We start from the raw sequence: 22,790 nt of genomic DNA, 5'->3' as shown, positions 1-22,790 counted from the left end.
CCAGTTCAATTGCTTGTATGTCACTGTTTGGGAAAGTCGGCTTTATGGTTCCGACTTAACCGCCCTTGACCGAACCGGCCAGCAGACCACGCACCAGATAGCGCTGCAACGTAAAGAAGACGCCGAGTGGAACGATGATCGTTATGAAAGCGGATGCCGTGAGAATTTCCCAGTTGCCGCCGCGGGAGCCCAGCATTTCGCGCAGGCGTCCAGTCAGCACCAACTGATCCTCCGTGTTGCCAAGGAACACCATGGCCACGAGCAAATCGTTCCAGACCCACAAGAACTGGAAGATCGCAAAGGAGGCGAGCGCCGGGAAGGACAGAGGCAGAATGATCTTGACAAAAATGTCAAAATGGCTGGCTCCGTCGACACGGGCTGACTCGATGATTTCTCTTGGCAATTCCGAGATATAGTTGCGCAACAGATAGACCGCTAAGGGCAAGCCGAAGCCTGTATGCGCTAGCCATATGCCCAGATATGTCTTTGCGGGAACGCCGAAGAATGATCCTACACCGTTATAGAGCCGCAACAATGGTATGAGCGACATCTGGAGAGGGACGACAAGTAAGCCGACAACCACCGCGATCAACACCGCTCGACCGGGAAAATGCATCCATGCCAAAGCATAAGAAGCAAAAGCGGCGATCAGGATCGGGATGACCGTAGAAGGAATGGTCACCGTCAAGGAGTTGACAAAGGATTGGCCAATCCCCTCGGCTGTCAGAACCTCTCGATAGTTATCGAGTGTAAAAATGGGAGGAGTCTCGATGGTGTAGAAAATGCGCTTACCACGTTTTCCGGTCCATTCCTCCGGCTGAGTGATGGTATAGCTGCCATCACTTTCAACGGTCATCTTGCGATCCCGTCGCATGTCAGCCGTTTCACCGACCTTGAACGCAGCAGGCTCCTGAGCACGCCAGCCAAAGGCCTTGATCGTGCCCGAGTTTCCATCCTGCTCAAGGACATTGCCTTGCAGAACATAAAGGCCATCCTTGAACACCTGATCTTCAGGGTCAACGGACCGTCCTATCACATTCTGTTCGGAAGAAAATAGCGCTGTCCACCAGCCAGAAACCGCCAATTGGTCCTTGTCCCTGATAGAGGAAACGAAAAGGCCGATTGTCGGTAAGGTCCATAGAAGAACCAGCATGAGGACGGACAGATGAACTACCCACATCAAGGGCGATTTTGTTTTGGATCCTGAGATCATTTCTAGTGCCCTTTGGAATCTCTAGTAGCTGAACGAATGTTCCAGATCATGATCGGAACGACGAGCAACATGATGATGACTGCGATTGTGGCACCGCGACCGAAATCGCCGCCACCGCGGAACATCCAGTCATACATATAGTTGGCGAGCACCTGCGTATCCCATTGCCCGTTTGTCATCGCGAACACGATATCGAAGACCTTGAGCACGGTGATTGTGATGGTCGTCCAGACAACGGCGATTGTTTTCCAGATCTGAGGGACCATGATCAGGAAAAAGATCTGCACGCCATTGGCGCCATCAATCGTTGCTGCTTCGATCGTTTCTTCTGGGATGCCGCGCAGGGCCGCAGACAGGATGACCATGGCAAAGCCGGTCTGAATCCAGACTAGAATGATCATCAGGAAGAAGTTGTTCCAGAAGGGAATTGTGATCCACGCCTGAGGATCGCCCCCCAAGGCCTCAACAATGGCGTTGAGAATACCAATCTGGGCGGAGCCTTCACCGCGATATTCGTAGACGAATTTCCAGATGATAGACGCGCCGATGAAGGAAATGGCCATTGGCATGAAGATCAGTGACTTGGCGATATTGCCCCACCAGATCCGGTCGGTCAGCGCCGCGATCACAAGGCCGAAGAAAGTCGACATGGCCGGCACAAAAATAAGCCAGAGCATGTTGTTGAACATGGACTGACGGAACCCGTCGTCAAACCACAGCCACACATAATTGTCCAAACCGACAAACTGGGTGCTGTCGCTATTGTAAAAGGACAGTCGCACAGAATCGAGGGCGGGATAGACAAGATAAAGGCCCAATGTCAGCAGTGCCGGACCAAGAAACAGCCATGGACGGACTGCATGTGCAATCTGCAGATTCTTGATGCCCTTTTCGGCAGACGCCGCATTTGCTGGAAAGACACGATCCAGGAGCCAGTTCGAGCCATAAAAATACGCCACGCACGCAAGGACCCCGACGATAACGGTCCCCAGTGCCGATGCTAATTGCTCCATTTAGTCACGCTCCACCTTAATATTGCCCGGAAATTGATAGAAGGTACGTACGGATCGTTGCGCCCGTCTGCGTGGAGGCTACCATTCCCCGGTTCTTTGGTTTGAGTTTCACGACCCTTGCCGATATTTGCTTGGAAACGTCAACAAGACGGCTAGAACAGCCACTCTTCGGGACAACGTCTTGAAACCGCAAAAGGTTCCGAAACGCGATTGCCACATGAAGCGAGGCCCCAGACATTCTCCTTAAGGCCTGACTTAGCCTGATCGAAGCATTTTAGAATTCGATTTAAGTCACGATCGACCTTTCACAGCACTCGGCAAATGAAACAGGAACGATCGCCTATAGTTTACCGGCCCCCGAAAAACGGGAACCGGCGTGTTGATGGAAGATGTCTCTGCACACTTATTTCAGAGCATCCCAGGATTTCTGGATTTCTCCGGCAACCTCTTTGGCGTCTTTACCACCGGTGTAATCGACCATACCGGTCCAGAAGGAACCAGCGCCGATTTTACCTGGCATCAGATCAGATGCATCAAAGCGGAAGGTCGTTGCGTTGAGCAAAATCTCACCCTGTTTGTGCATGGAGTCGTTGGCATAGGCATCGAGATTAACACCTTTAAATGCGGTCAACAGACCGGACTGAGCCATCCAGATTTCGTGCGCGATTGGCGTTTTCAGGAAATCGATGAACGCTTCAGCTGCTTTGGAGTCCTTGGTGATGGCGAACATCGTGCCAGCACCGAGCACCGGTGTCCCCAGATCCTTGTCAGAATAGGCCGGGAAGTAGAAGAAGTCGGCATCGACACCCAACTGCGTCCCTTCAGGGAAGAAGGAAGGAATGAAGGAAGCCTGTTTATGCATGTAGCATTTCGGCGGGGAAGCAAAGAGACCTTTCGGGCTATCGCGGAAGTCGGTCGTAGCAACGGCCCCTGCTCCACCATCAACGAAATCATCATTGCGAGCGAACCAGCCAAATTCTTCAATGGCATTGACGACAGCAGGATCATCAAACGGAATGTCGTTGGAGACCCATTTGTCGTAGGTGGTCGGGCTAGCGGTGCGCAGCATCAGGTCTTCCACCCAGTCGGTTGCAGGCCAACCGGTCGCAGCGCCAGAACCAAGACCGATGCACCACGGAGTGCCACCATCTTCCACGATTTGTTCTGTCAGCGCCTTGAGGTCTTCCATGGTCTCCGGCACTTCGTAGCCAGCATCATCGAAGTTTTCAGGGATATACCAGACCAGTGATTTCACGTCGGCCTTGTATGGGAAAGCAAAGAATTTGGATTCGCCGTCTTTATCTTGGTAGCTACCCAGATCAACCCAGGATTCACCAGCTGCGTAATTCTCAGCAAGCCAGTCGCGCGTTTCATCACCAAGCGGAGTCAGATAGCCTTTGCTTGCGAGATCAGCGGCCAGACCGGGCTGCGGAAAAACTGCAACGTTTGGTGCAGAGCCAGCGCCCGTGTCAATCACGATCTGCTGCTCGAAAGAGTCTGAGCCAGCATACTGCACTTTAACGCCAGTTGCTTCTTCAAAATAAGCAACGACGCTCATGAAAAGGTCTTTGTCGACACCGAGCCACGGACCGGAAATGGTCATGGATTCGCCGCTCAGGTCTACATTCTTTTTGAATTCCTCATAAGAAGCCCAGTTGAACTTCGCGTCTTCCCCTGGCTTGAATTTCAGCTCTGCGGCCTGAAGGCTCCCAACAGAGAGAGCGGCAAGGGCTGCACCGAGCATAAGTTTTTTCAACATTTGCGAACCTCCCAAGAATGCCGACTTCGCACACGACACCCTATCGTTATTAAACAAAAGTTGCGCTTTATCCAAAGCGCTTTGAATGAGCTGAGCATGCTTTGGTTGCATACAAGAGTCAAGGATGAATTTAATGCAAACCGGTAAAATCCGGCGGTTTTTCTACACTTTCAAGCGTGCTCTTTGGGCATGTGATTGTAAAAAATGCCGCAATGTTTGACAACAGGATTGCGGTTTCAACCGGTTTGTGCCTAAGATGCTGTCAAATTTTCAAAGGGCTTTGGCTTGCGGAGGACCAGCCTCGGCCTATCGTAGCACAGGCTGGGCAAGCGCATAAAGTTGAATAAGCTCATACTATCGACTGTAGGTAGCTTGAGTTCGAGGTGACGACTGTGAATCTTAAGGAACTTTCCAACAAACTAAACCTGTCTCAAACCACGGTCAGTCGGGCCCTTAACGGGTATCCCGAGGTTGGAGAGAAAACGCGTGCGCGCGTCATCGAAGCGGCTCGTAAATATAATTATCATCCCTCCTACTCGGCCAAGCGCCTTGCCATGGGCAAGTCCCATGCAGTCGCACATGTCGTGCCCCAAAGCCCGCAGCATTCCATGATCAACCCGCATTTCTCCGACTTTATCGCCGGCGCGGGATCAACCTACGCCAAGTTTGGCTTTGAAATGCTGATTTCTGTTGTGCCTTATGATGAGCAGGAAAAATGCTATCGCGAGCTGGCACGCTCCAAGCGCGTGGATGGCGTTATCGTCCACGGCCCATATAAAGAAGACCCGCGCATCGGGCTATTGCAAAGTCTCCAATTACCCTTCGTGGTGCATGGCCGCACCGAAGAAAGCAATATCGACTATTCCTGGCTCGATGTGAACAACCGTAGCAGCTTCAAACGCGCGACCAACTTCCTGCTCGATCTCGGCCATGAGCGGATTGCTCTGCTCAATGGTATTGAAGAGATGGATTTTGCCTATCGCAGACGGCTTGGCTATGAAGCCGCTCTCACCCAGCGTGGCATTGAGGTGGACTCTGGCCTCATTTTCTCTTCCGACATGATCGAGCCTTATGGATACGACGTCACCAAGTCTCTGCTCCAAAGGGAAAATGCTCCTACAGGTCTCGTCACCTCTTCAGTTCTGACTGCGCTCGGCGTTGTGCGTGCGGCTCAGGAATGCGGCCTGCAGATTGGCAAGGATCTCTCCGTCGTCACTTTTGACGATGAGCTGTCCTTCCTGCAATATCCCGGTGTGCCTCTATTCACGTCGGTACGGTCTTCCATCATGAATGCCGGACGACGATTGGCCGAGATTCTTCTCGACCAGATTGACAATCCGGACAAGCCACCGGTGCAGGAACTCTGGGAAACGGATCTGGTGGTAGGTCAATCCACCGGCCCGCGCCGCGTCTGACAGAAGTGCACCTAACAACCACACCGCTTTTACCTGATGAGCCCGCTCCCCGGCTCAAGCAACCTTATGGGATTTCTTCATGCCAGCATTACCAAGACAGCCGCATTTTACTGTCAAACGGTCTGACTTTCCCGAAGACTTCACCTTCGGCACCTCCACCTCGGCCTATCAGATTGAAGGCAGCGCCTTTGGTAGCTGCGGCCCCTGCCATTGGGACAGCTTCGCCGCAGCTCCGGGCAATGTTGTCCGCTATGAAAATGGCTCAAAGGCGTGCGACCATTATCACCGCTGGGACGGTGATCTGGACCTGATGCAGCAACTGGGCGTTTCAGCCTACCGCTTCTCCACCTCTTGGGCCCGCATTCTCCCGGAAGGCCGTGGGCAGGTGAATGAGGAAGGGCTCGATTTTTATGACAAGCTGGTGGACGGCATGCTTGAACGCGGTCTTCAGCCAAACTTGACGCTGTATCACTGGGAGCTACCTAATGCGCTTTCCGACATTGGCGGCTGGCGTAACAGGGATGTAACCGACCTATTTGCCGACTATGCCGAAATCGTGGTCAAACGCCTCGGCGACCGGCTCTCCAGCGTGGTTACCTTCAATGAGCCCTGGTGCGTCACTTGGTATAGCCACTTTCATGGTGCCCATGCTCCCGGACTACGCGACATACGTGCAGTCAGCCGGGCAGCCCATCTTGTACCCGTTGCCCATGGCAAGGCCCTCGCCGCTTTACGTGCTCTGGGGCAGAAGGATCTGGGCATCGTTCTCAACTTTGAGCATGTCAGCCCGTTTGACGAAAGCCACGCCTCCAAAACGGCGGCCAAACTGACCGAAGGCATATATAATCGCTGGTTCCTTGGAGGCCTGTTCAAGGGAGCCTATCCCGACGATGTGCTGGCCTATCTCGAACCGCACCTGCCAGAAGGCTGGCAGCAGGATATGGAATCCATCAAGGCACCGCTCGATTGGCTCGGCATCAACTATTATACGCGTAATCTCGTCTCTGCCGGAGAGACTGAAGACGACGCCGGCCTGCCAGAGATGATTGGCAACAAGGGCCCTCTTCCGCGCACAGAGATGGACTGGGAAGTCTATCCGGAAGGTCTCGGCTATCTTCTCAATTGGATCAAGGACACCTATACGGGCGATCTGCCTCTGGCCATTACGGAAAATGGCATGGCCAACAATGATAAGCTGGTGAATGGATCTGTTGACGACCAGGAGCGCATCGCCTTTCTGGATGCCCATTTCAAGCAGGCACTCAGTGCAATTGAAAATGGTGTGCCGCTCAAGGCTTACTTCGTATGGTCCTTGATGGACAATTTTGAATGGGCATTGGGATATGACAAGCGCTTCGGACTCGTTCATGTCGATTTCGACAGCTACAAGCGTACCCCGAAAGCCTCCTATCATGCGCTGCAAGCGATGCTTGACAAGTCCTGAGCCGCCAAGTCAGGCGGATAACCAATTTTAGACTGACAATAAAAAAAGAGGCAGCCACTAGAGGCTGCCTCAAACCTTGCGCAGAGCGCAATGCAATTGCGCATTGGGGGATGCGCGACTGCGAGAATGGTCGTCGTTGCGGGGGACAACGACGACCAAATGCAGATCAAAAGACCCGCAGTGGCCCGAAGGCCCACGTACAGAGAATGTTGCTTTTATAGCCGCGACACTTCGTGTGGGGGACTGGTCGCTATCATTCTCTGTCCGCTCGATTTGCCACATTCCAGGGTACTATTGCCGCATCAAAAAAACGCAACCCCTAGAAGGGCAAACTCAACGTCTCTTTCAGTGTCTCCAATGAAATCAGCGTCTCGGTTCTTTTCACGCCCGGCAACCGTTTCAACTGGGTCGCCATGAATGCATTCAGCTCCTGATTTGTGCGTTCGCGCACCTTAAGCAGATAGGAATGCGTTCCTGTCACGTGATGAACCTCGAGCACCTTATCGATTGCGGTCACTTCAGAAACAAACTCTTCTTCACTACATCCGTAGTCCAAATCCACATATATGAAAGCAGTGACGCCAAAGCCAACCGTCGATGGTTCAACAATGGCCTCTATCGACCTGACTGCGCCGGAATCGATAAGCTTGCGAACCCGATCATTGGTCGCGGAGACCGACAACCCGATCACTTTCGCAAGATCAGCGCTTGCCCTTCGGCCATCCTTCTGAAGGAGCGCCAACAGCCTTCTATCGGTTTCGTCCATCATGGGGATGCTCACATAGTGAATTTAAAACTATCGGTATAGAATTTACCTATTTGGATCAATAGATACAGAGTGACCTTTAAGACTTTTGGATATGTACACTTTTAGACAAATCACTACCAAACAAGGAATATACGCAAAAGTAACAATGAAATTTCGCAGAAGACTCTGATTCTACGCGAAAAAAACGCAAAATACGGTCCGATGAGTAAAATATTTCAATCGCTGCAGACCTACATATCTGTGGATATTGGAAAACGTTTACACCACAAGGTAGATCTCAAAATTAATTTTGTACATCCCTGTATATTTCAATGAATCTTACGGCAAAAAACCATCGACGAACGAATTTATCCTGATTTTACTGTGCGCTATCCTACCAGACGGGGAAACATGCAGGAAAACGCCAATCTCAGAGCAAAAATTTATTTGTATAAAAACGAACTTTTATTCGCGCTTTTTATACGAATTTCTTCATATTTCAAATTAATGCATTTTACCTTGGCGTGTAGCCAATCGATGAATCAGGAAGAAACCGAATTGACGCAGAGATCAATGGACTCAGCGATATCCAAAACCATGGCATCAGCACCTTTTTCGCCCACAATCATGAGCCCGACAGGGGCTGCATCGGCATCGCCAACGGGAATGGTTGCCGCTGGCCGGCCAAGAACATTCACCAGCGCGGTATTCCGCAATACTTTGACATTGGCCTCGGCGTAAAGGGCATCGGACTCCTCAAGCGGGGCAAGTTCAGGTGGCACCATTGCCACCGTTGGCATGAGAATGACATCGTAATTGCGCGTCTCCAGATGTGCCTTCTCAATCATCTCCTTTTGCAGAGTCAGCATTTCGATATAGTCTGACGCAGAAATGTTCGCACCGTTTTCTATACGGATCCTTACGCGAGGATCCATTTGGTCACCTTTAGCGGCGATGAGATCACGATGGAGATGATAGGCTTCCGGACCGGCCAGACTACCCAATCGGGCAATCTCGTGAAAATTCTCGAGGGCGTCTATTTTTATCCGCTCCAGCCGTGCTCCGCCTTTTGAAAGCGCTTCTAGTGCCCGCACAAAGGCACCAGCAACTTCCATGTCCAGCCCGTCCAGAGCGATGGTCTCCAGAATACCGAACCGCAACCCGACCATCGAGCGCAAGTTTGGCTCCGGGACAGGGGCCCCGGCCATGACATGGTCAATGATGCGGCAGCAATTCATGGATCGAGCGAGCGGTCCTACCGTGTCGAGCGAAGAAGACAGGGGAAAGACTCCTGTCATCGGCTGCCTGCCGGTGGTTGGCTTGAAGCCATACAGACGGTTGAAAGCGGATGGTATGCGCACAGAGCCACCGGTATCACTGCCGATGGCCGCGACCGCCATATTGTTCGCAACAGATAGCGCAGCGCCCGACGAGGAGCCCCCGGGCACGCGCCCCACTTCTTTGTCCCATACATTGAGCGGAGTGCCAAAATGCGGATTGAGACCCAGACCTGAATAGGCAAACTCGGTCATATTGGTATGACCCAGAAAGATGGCACCAGCAGCTCTCAAACGTTCAATGACAATCGCATCACGCCGGGCTGGTTCTGCCATTTCCGCAAGCACTGCCGACCCCGCGGTTGTTGGTGCACCTTCTACATCGAAGAGATCCTTGACAGAAATCGGAATGCCCGCCAGAGGCCCTTGTGGCACGCCCATCTTGCGCATGGCATCGCACGCTGCGGCCTGCGTGATAGCGGTATTCTTAAAGGTGCGAACGAAGATCGCGTGCCCCTCTCCTGCATCATTCTCGATTTCGGCGAGAGCTTCGCTGACCAATTCCACAGAAGAGGTTTTCCCGCTCATCAGAGCGTTTCGGGTCGCTGCGATTGTTCCTATTACAGCCATGATCTCGCTCCGATTTGCGCAAAGGTTTTGGGGCATTGGAGCCCTATGTGATGCTGCCATCAAAATATTTAGTAGGGAAACAGTATAACAAGATTTTCGAAAACTGCAGCAGTTACAAATTTCTGTCTCATCTCTTGTCTGGGGTGCTGGCGAGAGTGCTGACGTAGAGTTTTGGGATAGGATATATCAAAGGGGTGAGAGACCTCCCACCCCTTGCCAGACCATTCAAGATCTATTTCTTTTTGGCCTTAACGCTTGCGATGACATTTTCAATGATTGTCATCCCGGCCTTTCCGCCAAGAGTCATGATGGATTCTGGATGGAACTGCACTGCGCTGATCGGCTCGGACGTATGTTCAATTGCCATGATCACACCATCCTCTGTATCGGCCGTAATTTCGAAGTCTTTCGGCAGTGTTACAGGATCGGCAAAGAGTGAATGATAACGTCCAACCACCACTTGTTTTGGCAACCCCTTGAAGAGGCGCCCCTTCTGCAGGCGAATGCGAGAGGGTTTGCCATGCATAGGCACGCCCAACTGTCTCAGAGAGCCACCAAAGGCTTCTGCGAGCGCCTGCAGCCCCAAACAAACGCCAAAGATGGCAATGCCACGCTCGCGCGCCTTGGCAATGGTTGCCTTGGTGTTGAAATGCTCAGGCGAGCCCGGCCCCGGAGACATGACCATGAGATCAGGGTTGACCCTGTCGAAGATTTCATCAGCAACGGGCGTCCGCACGGTGAGCACTTCTGCGCCGGTCTGGCGGAAATAGTTCGCAAGGGTATGAACAAAGCTGTCCTGATGGTCGACCAGAAGGATCTTGAGCCCCTCGCCCGGCTTTTTGACCTCTGCACTTTCCGCCAGAATTTCCGGATTGGCCGCTTCGCGCACTGCTGCACGCAGGGCGGAGGCTTTCAATTCAGTTTCGGCTTCTTCTGCTTCCGGGTCGGAATCAAACAGCAGTGTTGCCCCTGCCCGCACTTCAGCAATGCCATTCTTGATGCGAATGGTCCGCAGAGTCAGACCGGTGTTCATATTGCCATCAAAGCCGATAGCGCCAATCGCGCCGCCATACCAGGCACGCGGAGATTTCTCGTGTTTCTCGATGAATTCCATAGCCCACAGCTTGGGAGCACCGGTAACGGTTACGGCCCATGCATGGGACAAAAAGGCGTCCATTGCGTCGAGCCCTTCCCTCAGGCGTCCTTCGATATGGTCCACCGTGTGAATCAGACGCGAATATAGCTCAATCTGGCGACGGCCTTTGACGCGGACAGAACCGGGAATGCAAACGCGGCTCTTGTCGTTGCGGTCTACGTCGGAGCACATGGTCAGCTCGCTCTCGTCCTTCTTGGAGTTGAGTAGCTTGAGGATCTGCGCGCTATCTTCAATCGGATCGGCACCACGCTTGATGGTGCCGGAAATCGGGCAGGTTTCGACAAGGTCGCCATTGCTGACCTTGACAAACATTTCCGGGCTGGCGCCGATCAGATATTCCTGCTGGCCCAGGTTGATGAAGAAGCCATAAGGAGACGGGTTGACCTGTTGCAGACGCTTGGAGATGGCTGATGGCTTGCTTTTTACCGTCTCGTAGAAAGTCTGGCCGGGCACACACTCAAACAGATCACCGCGTTTGAAATAGTCGACAGCCTGACGCACGATGCCGGCATATTCACCCTTTTTGTGGTCACCCGCTGGGGGCGTCACATCCGATGGCTTGAAGGGCTCGACATTGGGCACGCGCTCCATGCCCTCGGTTGTGTTGCCTTCATAGGCGAAGTCATAGCGATAGCGGGTGGTTTCCTGCGCATAGAGGTCGTTGACGATGATTTCGTCTGGCAGATAGAGCACCATGTCGCGTTGATCATCAGGGCGCTCAAGCTGAAGCTCGATTGCATCAAACTGGAAGGCAAGGTCATAGCCGAAGGCTCCATAAAGCCCCAATGTGCTGTCCTGCCCGGATTTGAACAGGCCGACGATCTCACGCACAACAGAAAAGACGCTCGGCACGCGGCTTCGTTCTTCTTCAGTGAAAGACCCTTCGGGTTCCTTCACTTCGAGACGAATGCTCGTGTCATCGGCTTCATAGCTCTTGAGAATGAAGAGGTCCTTGAGTTGCTTGTGAATGGCAGGAATAAGCACCACACCACGATCATTCAGCGCCTCGATGGCCATGGTCCGGCCACGCGCAGTAACAACAAGCGGTGGATTGACAAAACCAAGCTCCCAACGGGTGTAGCGTCCGGGATATTCATAGTTTGATGAAAGCACCGCGCCGCGCTGACTGTCCAGTTGTTCAAGGCAGGCGCTCATGGCCGTTGCAAAATCATCCTGGCCAGCCTGGCGGACAATCTCTATGCCGCCTTCGGTTATATAATCTTCGTCGGGTATGAAATCGATATCGGCATTGCCAGGGTATAAAGTCTCTTTGCTCATCTTGTTCCTCACTGTCAGGGCTCTTGCGTGTCGCCAAAACCTCGACCTGTTGGTTGCTCATTCCGCCTTCTTTCGGGCGGGTCCTGTGCAAAGCTAATCGGATACACAAAAGCCGCCGGAAAACCGACGGCTTGTTCCCAATTTTGATACACATAGTTCAGGGGTCAGCCGCCGTTATCGCGTCTGCCACCACCAACCAGAATTTTGTGCAGCAAATATCAACATAGTTCCGGTTTAGCTCATTTCTCCAGCCACGACAAGAGGGGAATGGAGCAACACCCTGTATGCCCAAAGAAAAGCGTACCCTCAGCCACAAAACAAAACAGGGCCCCATAAGGGCCCTGCTGATTGTCTTGATTTGGAGGCATGCACTCAAGCGCTTGCAACATTCTTCAGGAAGCTATCAACTTCGTTGCGAAGCTGGTCGGTGCGTTGAGCGACGTCGGAGGAACTCTTCTCAACTTCATCGACCGATTGCGTAGTCTGTGTAATGGAAACTGACAGGTCAGACATATTACCAGCCACCTGCTGGGTTCCGCTTGCAGCCTGAGCCACGTTGCGGCTGATCTCATAGGTAGCGCTGCCCTGCTCGTCGACAGCCAAGGAGATGGTCGATGTATATTCGTTGACCTTCTCCATGGTGTCGGCGATGCCCTGAATGGCAGACACAGCCTGATCGGTTGCGGCCTGAATGCCCTGGATCTGGGAAGAGATTTCCTCGGTTGCCTTGGACGTCTGGTTCGCCAGTTCCTTGACCTCGGCAGCAACAACGGCAAAGCCCTTGCCATGTTCACCGGCTCGTGCGGCCTCGATGGTAGCGTTCAGAGCCAACAGATTGGTCTGTTCGGCAATCGCCTGAATGAGGGAGACAACATCTCCGATCTTCTGGGCTGAATGGGAAAGACCGGAAACCGTCTCGGTGGTCTCACGAGTGGCGGCTGTTGCCTGATGAACCACTTGAGAGGTTTCATCCACCTGACGTTTAATTTCCTCGATCGAAGCAGATAGCTCTTCAGCAGCAGAGGCAACGGTCTGAACATTGCCGGAAGCTATTTCGGATGCAGACGCCGAGCTGTTGGCCTTGTCAGCGGTCTGATCTGCCACATCAGACAAGATCTTTGCAGCCCGCTGCATGTTTTCCATGTTGCCAGAGACGGTATTCAGCAGATCTGAGGAAGAGCTTCTGAAGCCATCGATCATCGTTTCAATCGCTTTTTGACGATTTTCACGAGCGATCTGTTCCTGATGAGACTGTTCCTGCAACTGTCGTCTTTCAAGAGCGTTGCTGCGCAACACTTCGACAGACCGGGTCAATTCGCCGATTTCATCCTTACGCTCTGCGCTTGGCAATTCAACATCCAGATTCTGATTGGCGATTTCCATCACACCCTGATTAAGCTGCTGAAGCGGTGCCAGAGAGCGGCGGATAAACCAGACAACGAGACCGGCCATCAACAACAGGCTGACAATACCAAGAACAAGCAAACTGTTCGTCAGATTGTTGGCAGGTTCCATGAGCTCATCATAAGACTGGTGGGTATAAACAGCCCAATGCTTGCCGAACACATCAACCGGCACAGAGATGGCCAGGGTCTTTTTGCCATTCACATCCACATCACCGGTTGCCACTGCACCCGCGAGGGTTTTGGCGACCAACGCGCTCTGAGTGCCGGAAAGCTGACCGGTAGAGTGTTGAGCAAAGTCAACTTGCTCCATATCGGAGGAAACGAGTTCCACCCCACCCGATTCACCCAAGCCACTTCTGTCGCTCAGAATGGTTGAGAACCGGCTGGTGTCAATTTCCAGAGCCACAGCACCAAGGGTAAGCCCCCATTTCGATGCCGGCCCGACCAGATAGCCAGAGATCTCACCATTATTCAGAATGAAGCCAGTGAAATTGAAACCTTTGATGACCTTCTTGGGATCTTCCATCGCAGACTTCAGGATCGGATTAATAGCCTCGGCGAGCTTGGGCTGGAAAGCACCTTTTGCCTTGATGTTTTTGCCATACTCATCCGTCTTCAGGTAAGAATAATACATGTCTCCGAACTTGTCGAAGATCATCATGTCCTTGAAGATGTCGCCCTCAAGCAACTGCCCGACACTTTCCTGATACTTGGAATGCGCGGTGAGGTAACGATTGAAGTTTTCCTCACTTGGAATGTATTTGTACCGTTCCTTGGCGGAGTTGGGATTGTCTTCGATGAAGATCTTGCGCATTTCGGCAGACGCAGTGTCGCCTAGCGTTTTCCAACCACTCTGCATTTCGGTCGCAGCATTTTGTGTGGTGGTATGCGTCAACAGGGAAGCCATCTTCTCCTGTATCTGCTGGAAATAGACTTCCACTGTGCTGGTTTTCCCTCGCGCAGCGTTCAGAAGTGCATTTTCCGTAAGTTTCTTGGAGGTTTCCCCTCCCATCCAAGAAGCGACAAAGACGAACAAGGCAACGAGGATCGTTACCGAAACAACCATGATTGCGGGAATTTTGGTTGCGAGACGCTTGGGCAGTATCTGCATGTTATCCCTTAAACCTCCGAAATATCTGTCTGAGAGTTTTGGGCATCAAACTTATTTATTGGTAAACTCTAGGAAATTTAGACAATCTTTGCGGGAAAACTTTTGTACACACTCTAAAATAAAACAAAATTTCATTAGGCTGGTAAATTTCGCAGTTTTTGCTCATTCATAACCCATTCCCTTGGGCAAACGATAAACCCCAAAGAAACAAAAAAGAAAAACGGGGCTCGTTTTGGCCCCGTTTTGTGCATTCTTAGTTTTACCCAACCGTAAGTTTATTCGGTCTCAAGCGAGATTTTTATGCTTCAGCAACACTTTTCAGGAAGCGGTCCACTTCGCTTCTGAGTTGATCAGTCTGATCAGCCACTGACTGGGCACTCACCTCGACTTGTCCGACAGACTGAGTCGTCTCCGAAATGGAGAGAGACAAGTCAGACATATTGCCAGCGACCTGCTGGGTACCACTCGCAGCCTGTGCAACATTCTCACTGATTTCGTAGGTCGCGCTGCCCTGCTCTTCCACGGCCTGGGAGATACTCGCCGTATACTGGTTCACCTGTTCCATCGTTTCGGCGATGCCCTGAATAGCCTGCACCGCCTCCTGCGTGGATGCCTGAATATCCTGTATCTGGCTACCGATCTCCTCGGTTGCCTTGGACGTCTGGTTTGCGAGTTCCTTAACCTCGGCTGCGACCACTGCGAATCCACGTCCGTGCTCACCGGCACGTGCCGCTTCGATGGTTGCATTGAGGGCCAGGAGATTTGTCTGTTCGGCAATCGCCTGAATCAGAGAGACCACATCGCCGATCTTCTGGGCAGCATGAGACAGGCCGGAAACTGTTTCCGTGGTATGGCGGGTGGCATCTGTTGCCTTATTGACGACACCGGAGGTCTCGGTTACCTGACGCTTAATCTCTTCAATGGAAGCAGAAAGCTCTTCGGCGGCAGAGGCGACCGTCTGCACATTGCTCGACGCCACCTCGGAAGCCGACGCAGAGCTATTTGCCTTGACCGCCGTCTGGTCGGCGATTTCAGCGAGTACCTCGGCGGTTTGATGCATGCTGTCCATATTGGCGGACACTTCATTGAGCATTTGCGAAGACGACGCTCTGAAGGCATTGATCAGATCTTCAATGGCCCGCTGGCGCTTGGCACGGGCATCTTGTTCCACCTCGCTTTGCTGTTGCAACTGACGCCGCTCAAGTGCGCTATCACGCAGAATCTCAACAGAATGGGTCAGTTCGCTGATCTCATCACCATGATTGACGTTGGGCAGATCCACTTCATAATTGCCTTTGGCGATTTCCATAACGCCCCCATTGAGCTTCTGAAGAGGAGCCATGGACGAACGGACAAAGAGCAACCCAGCGCCGCCCATAAGAAGCAGCAGCACCAAACCGGCCATAAGCATCGTATTGGCTTGCTCGCGCGATGGCGCCAACAGCTCTTCATAGCTCTGTTTGGCGATCACGACCCACTTGGTGCCAAGCACAGTCATCGGCACCGCAATCGCACGATCCTCTTCGCCATCCAACACCACATCCCCAGAAGAGACCGAACCGTTGAGCGCCTGTGAAGCGACGCTGGAAAGCGACTGTGGCAACTCCGAAACCGTATTCTGGCTAAGACTGATAGCCTGAAGATCAGAGGAAACGAGTGCGATATCGCCCGTGCGACCAAGTCCGGATGGATCGGACATAATATTGGCCAGCGTACCCGTATTGACCTCAAATGCGACCGCCCCGAGAATCTTGCCCCATTTGAGCACCGGAGCAACCATATAGGCGGTCACACGTCCGTCAGCTTCGATAAACCCGGTAAAGCTATCACCGCCATAGGTGGCTTTCGGATCGTCATTGGCAAGTTTGATGATCGGAGCAATCTGCTTTTCCAGAATAGCGGGCATGACACCGGCTTCGCTCACGTTCCGACCAAACTCTTTGCCCTTACGGTAACTGTAATAAACATTCCCCTCCTTGTTCACGAGGATCATGTCACGAAACAGATCTCCGGCTAGCAGCGCGCTGACCCGCTCCTGATGCTTGCCATGAATTTTATTGTAGTAGATCGAGCCATCTACCCCGGCGGCAAGCTTATAGCGCTCGTCAGCACTGTTGGGATTGTTGTCGATGAAGATCTGACGCAATGTCTTGGAAGCGTTTTCCTTAAGAACACTCCAGCCGCCGTTCAGTTCAGTTGCAGCATCAGCAGTCGTTGTGTGCGAAGCCATGTCTTTTAGCTTGTTTTCCAGCTGAGACATATAGACTGTGACAGTACTAGCGCGCCCCTTTGCAGCATTCATAAGAGCCGTTTCGGTCAATCTTACAGATGTGGATTCCCCCTTCCACATCGCAAGCACAACTAAAACAGCAACCGTCATCGTTATTGAAGAAAATAAGATTATAGGTATTTTTAACGATAGTCGTTTTGGAAGAAGTTTCATAATGATCCCCACTGTTTATCTGTTTTGATCATAATTTGACTTTTCCACGTTTCTGAATCGTAAATTTAACCTCGCAAAGCCCGTCAGACCCATCAATAATACTGAATGAAGTTTGGGCAATTGTTCATTTTTGTATCAAATACGTTCAAAATACCAGATTCAAAAAAAACGGGGCGTACTAAGTACACCCCGTTTTTGGAAACAAACTTATATATTCAGATATCTACATCGACTCAACCAAGAAAAGGCGCTCTTTACTTGCGTCTTTACATCATGCGATTGGCAATCGCGACGGCTTGCGTTCGACGATAGCAGTTGAGTTTTTTGAGGATCAAAGAAATATGATGTTTGACGGTCGCCTCTGTCAGCCCCAATTCATAGGCGATCTGCTTGTTAAGCAGGCCATCACGCAGATAACGCAGAATGGTCATCTGTTTGGGCGTCAGATTGGCTAGCTTGGAATAGAGACCGGAACGTTCGAGCACTTCTTCGCTTTCCGCCACGATATATTCATCCGAAATCCCGGACTTGATACGCTTGGAAATGGAACGAAGCTCTGAAACCGAGGCCGTCTTGTAGATGACCCAGTCAGCGCCGTTGCCCAGAGCATAATGGGCCAGACCATCATCTGTGTGGTCGCAAATCAGAACGAGGCGCGCGTGCTTGTAAGCTTTGCGAACATCATTCAAAGCGGCAGAGCCGCGGCTGCTTGTGGCGTCCAGATTGAGCACCAGCAAGGTGTCTTCTCTATCCGGAGCTGCACTGAGAAGCTGTTCAAGCCCCGCACAATCCAGCACCGGAGTATATTCACGTTTGATACCCAGCATGTTCAGCAGGCATTCTGTAAAGATAGGATGCGGTTCGGCTAAGACGACAGTGCGGTATGTGACAGAGCCCTGTTCGGCTGAATGTCCCAATCCGCGACGCACCTCGCCTCCAATATCGTCGAGCAGCAGCATAATCTCTCCCCCTTGTGTCGGTCCTTGAGAATTGAATCGCTTTGCCGACACTGGCCCTATTGCCAATGAATACAGAGGAAATCTACCTTGGGGCTTGGTCGAGATGGTTTGGCCTCCCTGCCGAAACACATCTTGCCCCGCGAATGAGTAATATTGCCCAATTTTGACAACTTCACTCCGAAAAAGACGCCTTAGTCACCGGAATTCTTTTTCGCCACCCTTTTACTCCAGACCAAAAGGGATTGATTTTATTGAGATTTTCCTCCGACTCCTAGCCGAAAGGCCAGTGACTGGATGGCATTTGAATGGAGATACGCAAGTTTGTCAATGAAAGGCTTGATTCTATTGAGTAAATTTGCGAATGTTTTTGCAAACATTTTTTTGCAAATTGCAAATCTTGCAAACACAGAGAGAGCGTCATGGCTGAAAAACTATTCGTTGGTCCAAAAGTGCGAACCTTGCGCGAAAGCCATGGCCTGACACAGGCAACATTTGCCGAACGCATCGGCATTTCAACATCTTATCTGAACCAGATCGAGAATAACCAGAGGCCTTTAACCGCTCCTGTACTGCTCTCGCTCAGCCACAATTTCAATCTTTCCCTCAACGACTTCGCCTCAGCGGACACAAATCGCGTACTCGCAGACCTCAAGGAGGCCCTGGCAGAGCCTTTGTTCCGCGACACCAATCCTGGTCTGCAGGAATTGAAGATGGCGACATCAAACTCTCCCTGGCTCACACAGGCCTTTTTGACGCTGCATCAAGCCCATAGACGCGCCAACGAACGCCTTATGGTAATGGATGATGCGCTCACTGCACAGTCATACGAAGGGGCTGATCGGGCGATTTTGCCCTATGAAGAAGTAAGAGACTATTTTCACTATCACGACAACTATATCGATGAACTCGATCTGGCAGCAGAAGACCTAGCACGCAGGCATGGCCTGCTTGAGGGCAACCGGTTAAGTCAGTTTCAGGCCTATCTGGAAGATCGCCATGCTGTGCGCGTGCGCCTGACTGAAAACCCCGCAAATGACCAGACTCTGCGCCGTTTTGACGAAGAAAACCGTATTCTCAATCTCAATGGATCACTGGATTCCGCGTCCCTCTCCTTCCTGCTGGCGCATCAGATCGCAATCATGGAATATAGGGATCTGATCGACGCTCGCGTCAGCAAGGCCAACCTGCGCAGCGATGCTGCAGAAGCGATCGCTCGCCTCGGGCTGGCCAACTATTTTGCGGGCGCACTCTGCCTACCCTATCAGAGGTTCCTTGAGGTTGCGCGCGAGACGCGGCATGACATAGACCGCATGCGCCACCATTTTGGCGCTTCGCAAGAACAAATATGCCATAGGCTTTCTTCCATGCAGCGGCCCGGAGCACGGGGGGTTCCCTTCTATTTTCTGCGCGTGGACAGGGCGGGCAATGTTACCAAACGCCACTCGGCAACACGTTTCCAGTTTGCCCGTTTTGGCGGCGCTTGTCCGCTTTGGAATGTGCATGAAGCGTTCGAGGCTCCAGGGCGTTTTCTGGTGCAAGTGGCTGAAATGCCTGACGGAATCCGCTATCTATGTGTTGCAACCAGCATCACCAAGCTTGGCTCTGGCTATCATGCCCCCGTGCGCAGATATGCGATTGGGCTTGGTTGTGAGCTCTCTTATGCAGATGAAGTCATCTATTCCGATGGGCTCAATCTCAAGAGTGATGCCGGCATCACTGAAATCGGTGTTTCCTGCCGCATTTGCGAGCGCCAAAAGTGCCATCAGCGCGCCGCGCCGCCAGTTGATCGACGCTTGATCGTCAATCCGCATTTCCGCCAATTTGTGCCGTTTGAACTGGCCAACAGCCATAGCGATGAATAAAGGCAATTACGCAGGTTTCATGGAGAGTTGCGCATTTTCCCTGAATGTATCGTTACAAATTTGTCAATGATTGCACAACATTATGCACTTGCATCATGGCTGCATTGCACGAAAGTTTAATCCACAGTAATCTTGTAAAGTTTGCAAAAGTGCCCTTCCCAAAGCTGCATGCCACCCTATCTACACCCTAAGGATACATTTGTTGTATCGCATCGGTTGCAGGCAAAACTGCACCATGTATCTAACTTGCTTTTGCAACAGGGTCGCAGATAGGCTGAATGGCACTAGCAATTTTCTTCTCGATTAAGAAGTTTTGATATGTCCCAAGATAATAGCGTCGTACGACTTGAAGACTACATCCCTACGCCCTACTCGATTGATCACGTTTCCCTGACGGTTCGGCTGGACCCGCTTGAAACGTTTGTGACATCGACCTTGTCGATTGCCCCAAGAGAAGGAGGCTCCGAGGAAGCGGCGCTCACACTGGATGGTGATGATCTCGTTTTTGTTTCGGCGCGCCTGAATGGTGACGTGCTTGAGGATAGTGCCTACAGCGCCTCTGACGAGCAGTTCATTCTGAAAAATCCGCCGCAAGAGGCTTTCACTCTGGAGCTGGTGACAAAGCTCGCTCCGCAAAAAAACACCCAGCTTATGGGGCTGTATCGCTCCAATGGCGCCTATTGCACCCAATGCGAAGCCGAAGGCTTCCGCCGCATCACCTATTTCTATGATCGTCCAGACGTGCTGAGCGTATATGACGTACGGATAGAAGCCCCTGTCGAGGTAAAATATCTGTTGGCGAACGGTAACCTTGTCGATAGCGGCACCATGTCTACCCCAGAAGGTTACCCAGAAGATCAGCTCTGGCATTATGCCTGTTGGCAGGACCCCTTCCCCAAGCCCTCCTACCTGTTTGCGCTTGTAGCAGGCGATCTGGCGCGTGTGGAAGATCGTTTTGTCACCCGATCCGGCCGCGACATCACGCTGCATATATATGTAGAGCATGGCAAGGAAGATCGGGTTGATCACGCCATGGACTCGCTCAAGCGCTCCATGAAGTGGGACGAAGATGTGTTTGATCGCGAATATGATCTCGACATTTTCATGATCGTTGCCGTATCCGACTTCAACATGGGGGCCATGGAGAATAAGGGGCTCAATGTCTTCAATGACAAATACGTGCTGGCAAAACCCGAAACCGCCACAGACACCGACTATGCGCTAATCGAAGGCGTAATCGCGCATGAATATTTCCATAACTGGACGGGCAACCGGATCACATGTCGCGACTGGTTCCAGCTGTGCCTAAAGGAAGGTCTAACTGTTTTCCGCGATCAGGAATTCTCGTCCGACATGCGCTCTCGTCCTGTGAAACGCATTTCGGATGTGCAGCAACTGCGCGCACGTCAGTTCCCCGAGGATAGCGGTCCCCTCGCCCATCAGGTGCGGCCTGAGGTCTATTCCGAGATCAACAACTTCTATACCTCGACTGTCTATGAAAAAGGCGCAGAGGTTTGCCGGATGCTGGAAACTTTGCTCGGCAAGGAAGGCTTCAAGGCTGGGCTCGATCTCTATTTTGATCGTTTCGATGGCCAAGCCGTCACGATTGAAGATTTCATCGCCTCCTTCGAAGAAGCCTGCTCGGTCGATCTCTCACAGTTTGCCCTCTGGTATCGTCAGGCGGGCACGCCGGATCTCGTTGCCACTTATTCCTATGATGCTGCGCGCGAGCAGTTATCTCTTTCCATTGAGCAGTCCTGTCCGCCAACTCCCGGCCAGCCGACCAAGAAGGTCATGCATATTCCGGTCCGTTTCGGGCTCGTTGGGCGTGATGGCAGTCCCGTTGGCTTTACATCGGTGATCGATGCGAACTCAGGTCAGGAAATCGGAAAATCCGATTGTACCGTTTTGGAGATCCGTGAACGCCAGCATAAATTTATTCTGACCGGCGTTAGCAAGGATGCAATCCCGTCGCTCTTGCGGGGCTTTTCCGCTCCGGTGCATCTGCGGACAAACCTAACCCATGATGACTATCTTTGCCTGATGGGACACGACACGGACCCGTTCAATCGCTGGGAAGCAGCGCAGTTCATTCTGATGGACCATCTGGTGCAACAGACACGCGCCTTGCAGGCTGGAGCAAATACGTCATCTCATGCGCTGGATGACAGCATTCTGGAGGCGCTTAAGGCCTGTCTCATGGATGACAGTCTCGAACATGCTTTCCGTGCGCAACTGCTCCAGCTTCCCATCGAATCCGACGTTGGTCGCGAAATCGGCCATGATGTGGATCCTGACGCCATTCATCGAGCACGGGAAAGTCTGCGTCATGCCCTTTCGACTGCCTTGGGGGATAGTCTCATTGATCTTTACAAGGCGCTGGACGACAAGGACACCAGCTTCCGGTCCGACGCTTCTTCTGCGGGACGACGCGCCTTGCGAAACGGACTGCTTGATCTGGCTCTGGCTCGCAAGGAAGAGGCTATATCCGATCTGGCAGTGGCGCATTATCACAACGCGACCAATATGACGGATCGGTTTGCTGCACTCGCCAGCCTGACACGCAATGAAATGCCAGCCGCCAATGCACTGCTGGATGCTTTCCACGCTGAATTCACAAATGATGCACTGGTTATCGACAAGTGGTTATCTTTGCAGGCCTCCGCACCACAAGAGGAAACATTGCAACGGGTCAAGGATCTGCTTTCCCATCCATCCTTCTCGATGAACAACCCGAACCGGGTACGCTCGCTCATCGGGGCCTTTGCCATGAACAATCAGGTACAGTTCAATCGCAAGGATGGAGAAGGGTTTAAGCTGGTTGCTGATATCATCATCGAACTGGACAAATCCAACCCACAAACGGCCGCTCGACTGGCCAACAACTTCCGTTCATGGAAGGCGCTGGAGCCTGACCGACAGGGACAGGCCAAGAAAGAGCTTCTGAGAATCGCAAATACCGAGAGCCTATCGAAAGATGTTGCTGATATCGCAAATCGGTGCTTGCAATGATCAAAACGCCCTGAGTCTTTAACAGAATCAGGCATTTCCCAAAGTGCAATTAGGTTTGTTAACC

General features: G+C 52.1%; 13 protein-coding genes. 4 read left to right on the top strand and 9 right to left on the bottom strand.

Going from position 1 to position 22,790, the window contains the following annotated elements; all coding sequences use genetic code 11:
• Positions 1–55 precede the first annotated feature (55 nt).
• The 3 genes from BM258_RS01875 to BM258_RS01865 all read right to left on the bottom strand — a co-directional run bounded on the left by BM258_RS01875 (position 56) and on the right by BM258_RS01865 (position 3,985).
• Entirely contained in the window at positions 56–1,213 is a 1,158-nt protein-coding gene (locus BM258_RS01875) for a carbohydrate ABC transporter permease (RefSeq protein WP_090068265.1), read from the bottom strand.
• Between the two features lie 2 nt (positions 1,214–1,215).
• Positions 1,216–2,226, bottom strand: coding sequence for a carbohydrate ABC transporter permease (locus BM258_RS01870; RefSeq protein WP_090068263.1), 1,011 nt, complete (start codon positions 2,224–2,226; stop codon positions 1,216–1,218).
• Between the two features lie 403 nt (positions 2,227–2,629).
• Positions 2,630–3,985 (bottom strand): ABC transporter substrate-binding protein, encoded by a 1,356-nt coding sequence (locus BM258_RS01865; protein WP_090068261.1) that lies wholly within the window; start codon positions 3,983–3,985, stop codon positions 2,630–2,632.
• Positions 3,986–4,377: 392 nt separating this feature from the next.
• Here BM258_RS01865 and BM258_RS01860 point away from each other — a divergent pair, with 392 nt between their 5' ends.
• Positions 4,378–5,400, top strand: a complete 1,023-nt coding sequence (locus tag BM258_RS01860) for a LacI family DNA-binding transcriptional regulator (RefSeq protein WP_090068259.1) — start codon at positions 4,378–4,380, stop codon at positions 5,398–5,400.
• A gap of 79 nt (positions 5,401–5,479) precedes the next feature.
• On the top strand, positions 5,480–6,844 hold the full coding sequence (locus tag BM258_RS01855; RefSeq protein WP_090068258.1) for a GH1 family beta-glucosidase: 1,365 nt from the start codon (positions 5,480–5,482) through the stop codon (positions 6,842–6,844).
• Between the two features lie 319 nt (positions 6,845–7,163).
• Here the strand turns inward: BM258_RS01855 and BM258_RS01850 are convergent, their stop codons facing one another.
• The 6 genes from BM258_RS01850 to BM258_RS01825 all read right to left on the bottom strand — a co-directional run bounded on the left by BM258_RS01850 (position 7,164) and on the right by BM258_RS01825 (position 17,852).
• On the bottom strand, positions 7,164–7,613 hold the full coding sequence (locus BM258_RS01850) for an Lrp/AsnC family transcriptional regulator (RefSeq protein ID WP_090068256.1): 450 nt from the start codon (positions 7,611–7,613) through the stop codon (positions 7,164–7,166).
• Positions 7,614–8,134: 521 nt separating this feature from the next.
• Complete coding sequence (locus BM258_RS01845) at positions 8,135–9,499, bottom strand: amidase (protein WP_175527872.1); 1,365 nt, start codon at positions 9,497–9,499, stop codon at positions 8,135–8,137.
• A 232-nt stretch (positions 9,500–9,731) separates the two neighbouring features.
• Positions 9,732–11,933: an anthranilate synthase gene (locus tag BM258_RS01840; protein ID WP_090068252.1), complete on the bottom strand. Its 2,202-nt coding sequence runs from the start codon at positions 11,931–11,933 to the stop codon at positions 9,732–9,734.
• A 372-nt stretch (positions 11,934–12,305) separates the two neighbouring features.
• A complete protein-coding gene (locus BM258_RS01835; RefSeq protein WP_090068250.1) occupies positions 12,306–14,450 on the bottom strand; it encodes a methyl-accepting chemotaxis protein in 2,145 nt (714 codons plus the stop codon).
• Between the two features lie 298 nt (positions 14,451–14,748).
• Positions 14,749–16,680, bottom strand: coding sequence for a methyl-accepting chemotaxis protein (locus BM258_RS01830; RefSeq protein ID WP_175527871.1), 1,932 nt, complete (start codon positions 16,678–16,680; stop codon positions 14,749–14,751).
• 479 nt (positions 16,681–17,159) lie between these two features.
• Positions 17,160–17,852 (bottom strand): response regulator transcription factor, encoded by a 693-nt coding sequence (locus tag BM258_RS01825; protein ID WP_090068246.1) that lies wholly within the window; start codon positions 17,850–17,852, stop codon positions 17,160–17,162.
• A 419-nt stretch (positions 17,853–18,271) separates the two neighbouring features.
• Here BM258_RS01825 and BM258_RS01820 point away from each other — a divergent pair, with 419 nt between their 5' ends.
• Both BM258_RS01820 and pepN read left to right on the top strand, forming a co-directional pair.
• Positions 18,272–19,714: a helix-turn-helix domain-containing protein gene (locus tag BM258_RS01820; protein ID WP_090068244.1), complete on the top strand. Its 1,443-nt coding sequence runs from the start codon at positions 18,272–18,274 to the stop codon at positions 19,712–19,714.
• A gap of 318 nt (positions 19,715–20,032) precedes the next feature.
• Positions 20,033–22,726 carry an aminopeptidase N gene (gene pepN / locus BM258_RS01815; protein ID WP_090068242.1) on the top strand — a complete coding sequence of 898 codons (2,694 nt, stop codon included), beginning with the start codon at positions 20,033–20,035 and terminating at the stop codon, positions 22,724–22,726.
• Positions 22,727–22,790: the final 64 nt, after the last annotated feature.

The organism is Cohaesibacter marisflavi (genome assembly GCF_900115225.1).
Taxonomy (GTDB): Bacteria; Pseudomonadota; Alphaproteobacteria; order Rhizobiales; family Cohaesibacteraceae; genus Cohaesibacter; species Cohaesibacter marisflavi.
This window is presented reverse-complemented; position numbering and strand designations above follow the sequence as displayed.

Coding starts and splice junctions, on each gene's coding strand:
- BM258_RS01835 (WP_090068250.1), bottom strand. CDS start 14,450: ATGCAGATACTGCCCAAGCGTCTCGCAACCAAAATTCCCGCAATCATG.
- BM258_RS01865 (WP_090068261.1), bottom strand. CDS start 3,985: ATGTTGAAAAAACTTATGCTCGGTGCAGCCCTTGCCGCTCTCTCTGTT.
- BM258_RS01870 (WP_090068263.1), bottom strand. CDS start 2,226: ATGGAGCAATTAGCATCGGCACTGGGGACCGTTATCGTCGGGGTCCTT.
- pepN (WP_090068242.1), top strand. CDS start 20,033: ATGTCCCAAGATAATAGCGTCGTACGACTTGAAGACTACATCCCTACG.
- BM258_RS01845 (WP_175527872.1), bottom strand. CDS start 9,499: ATGGCTGTAATAGGAACAATCGCAGCGACCCGAAACGCTCTGATGAGC.
- BM258_RS01850 (WP_090068256.1), bottom strand. CDS start 7,613: ATGATGGACGAAACCGATAGAAGGCTGTTGGCGCTCCTTCAGAAGGAT.
- BM258_RS01855 (WP_090068258.1), top strand. CDS start 5,480: ATGCCAGCATTACCAAGACAGCCGCATTTTACTGTCAAACGGTCTGAC.
- BM258_RS01830 (WP_175527871.1), bottom strand. CDS start 16,680: ATGGCTTCGCACACAACGACTGCTGATGCTGCAACTGAACTGAACGGC.
- BM258_RS01840 (WP_090068252.1), bottom strand. CDS start 11,933: ATGAGCAAAGAGACTTTATACCCTGGCAATGCCGATATCGATTTCATA.
- BM258_RS01875 (WP_090068265.1), bottom strand. CDS start 1,213: ATGATCTCAGGATCCAAAACAAAATCGCCCTTGATGTGGGTAGTTCAT.
- BM258_RS01825 (WP_090068246.1), bottom strand. CDS start 17,852: ATGCTGCTGCTCGACGATATTGGAGGCGAGGTGCGTCGCGGATTGGGA.
- BM258_RS01820 (WP_090068244.1), top strand. CDS start 18,272: ATGGCTGAAAAACTATTCGTTGGTCCAAAAGTGCGAACCTTGCGCGAA.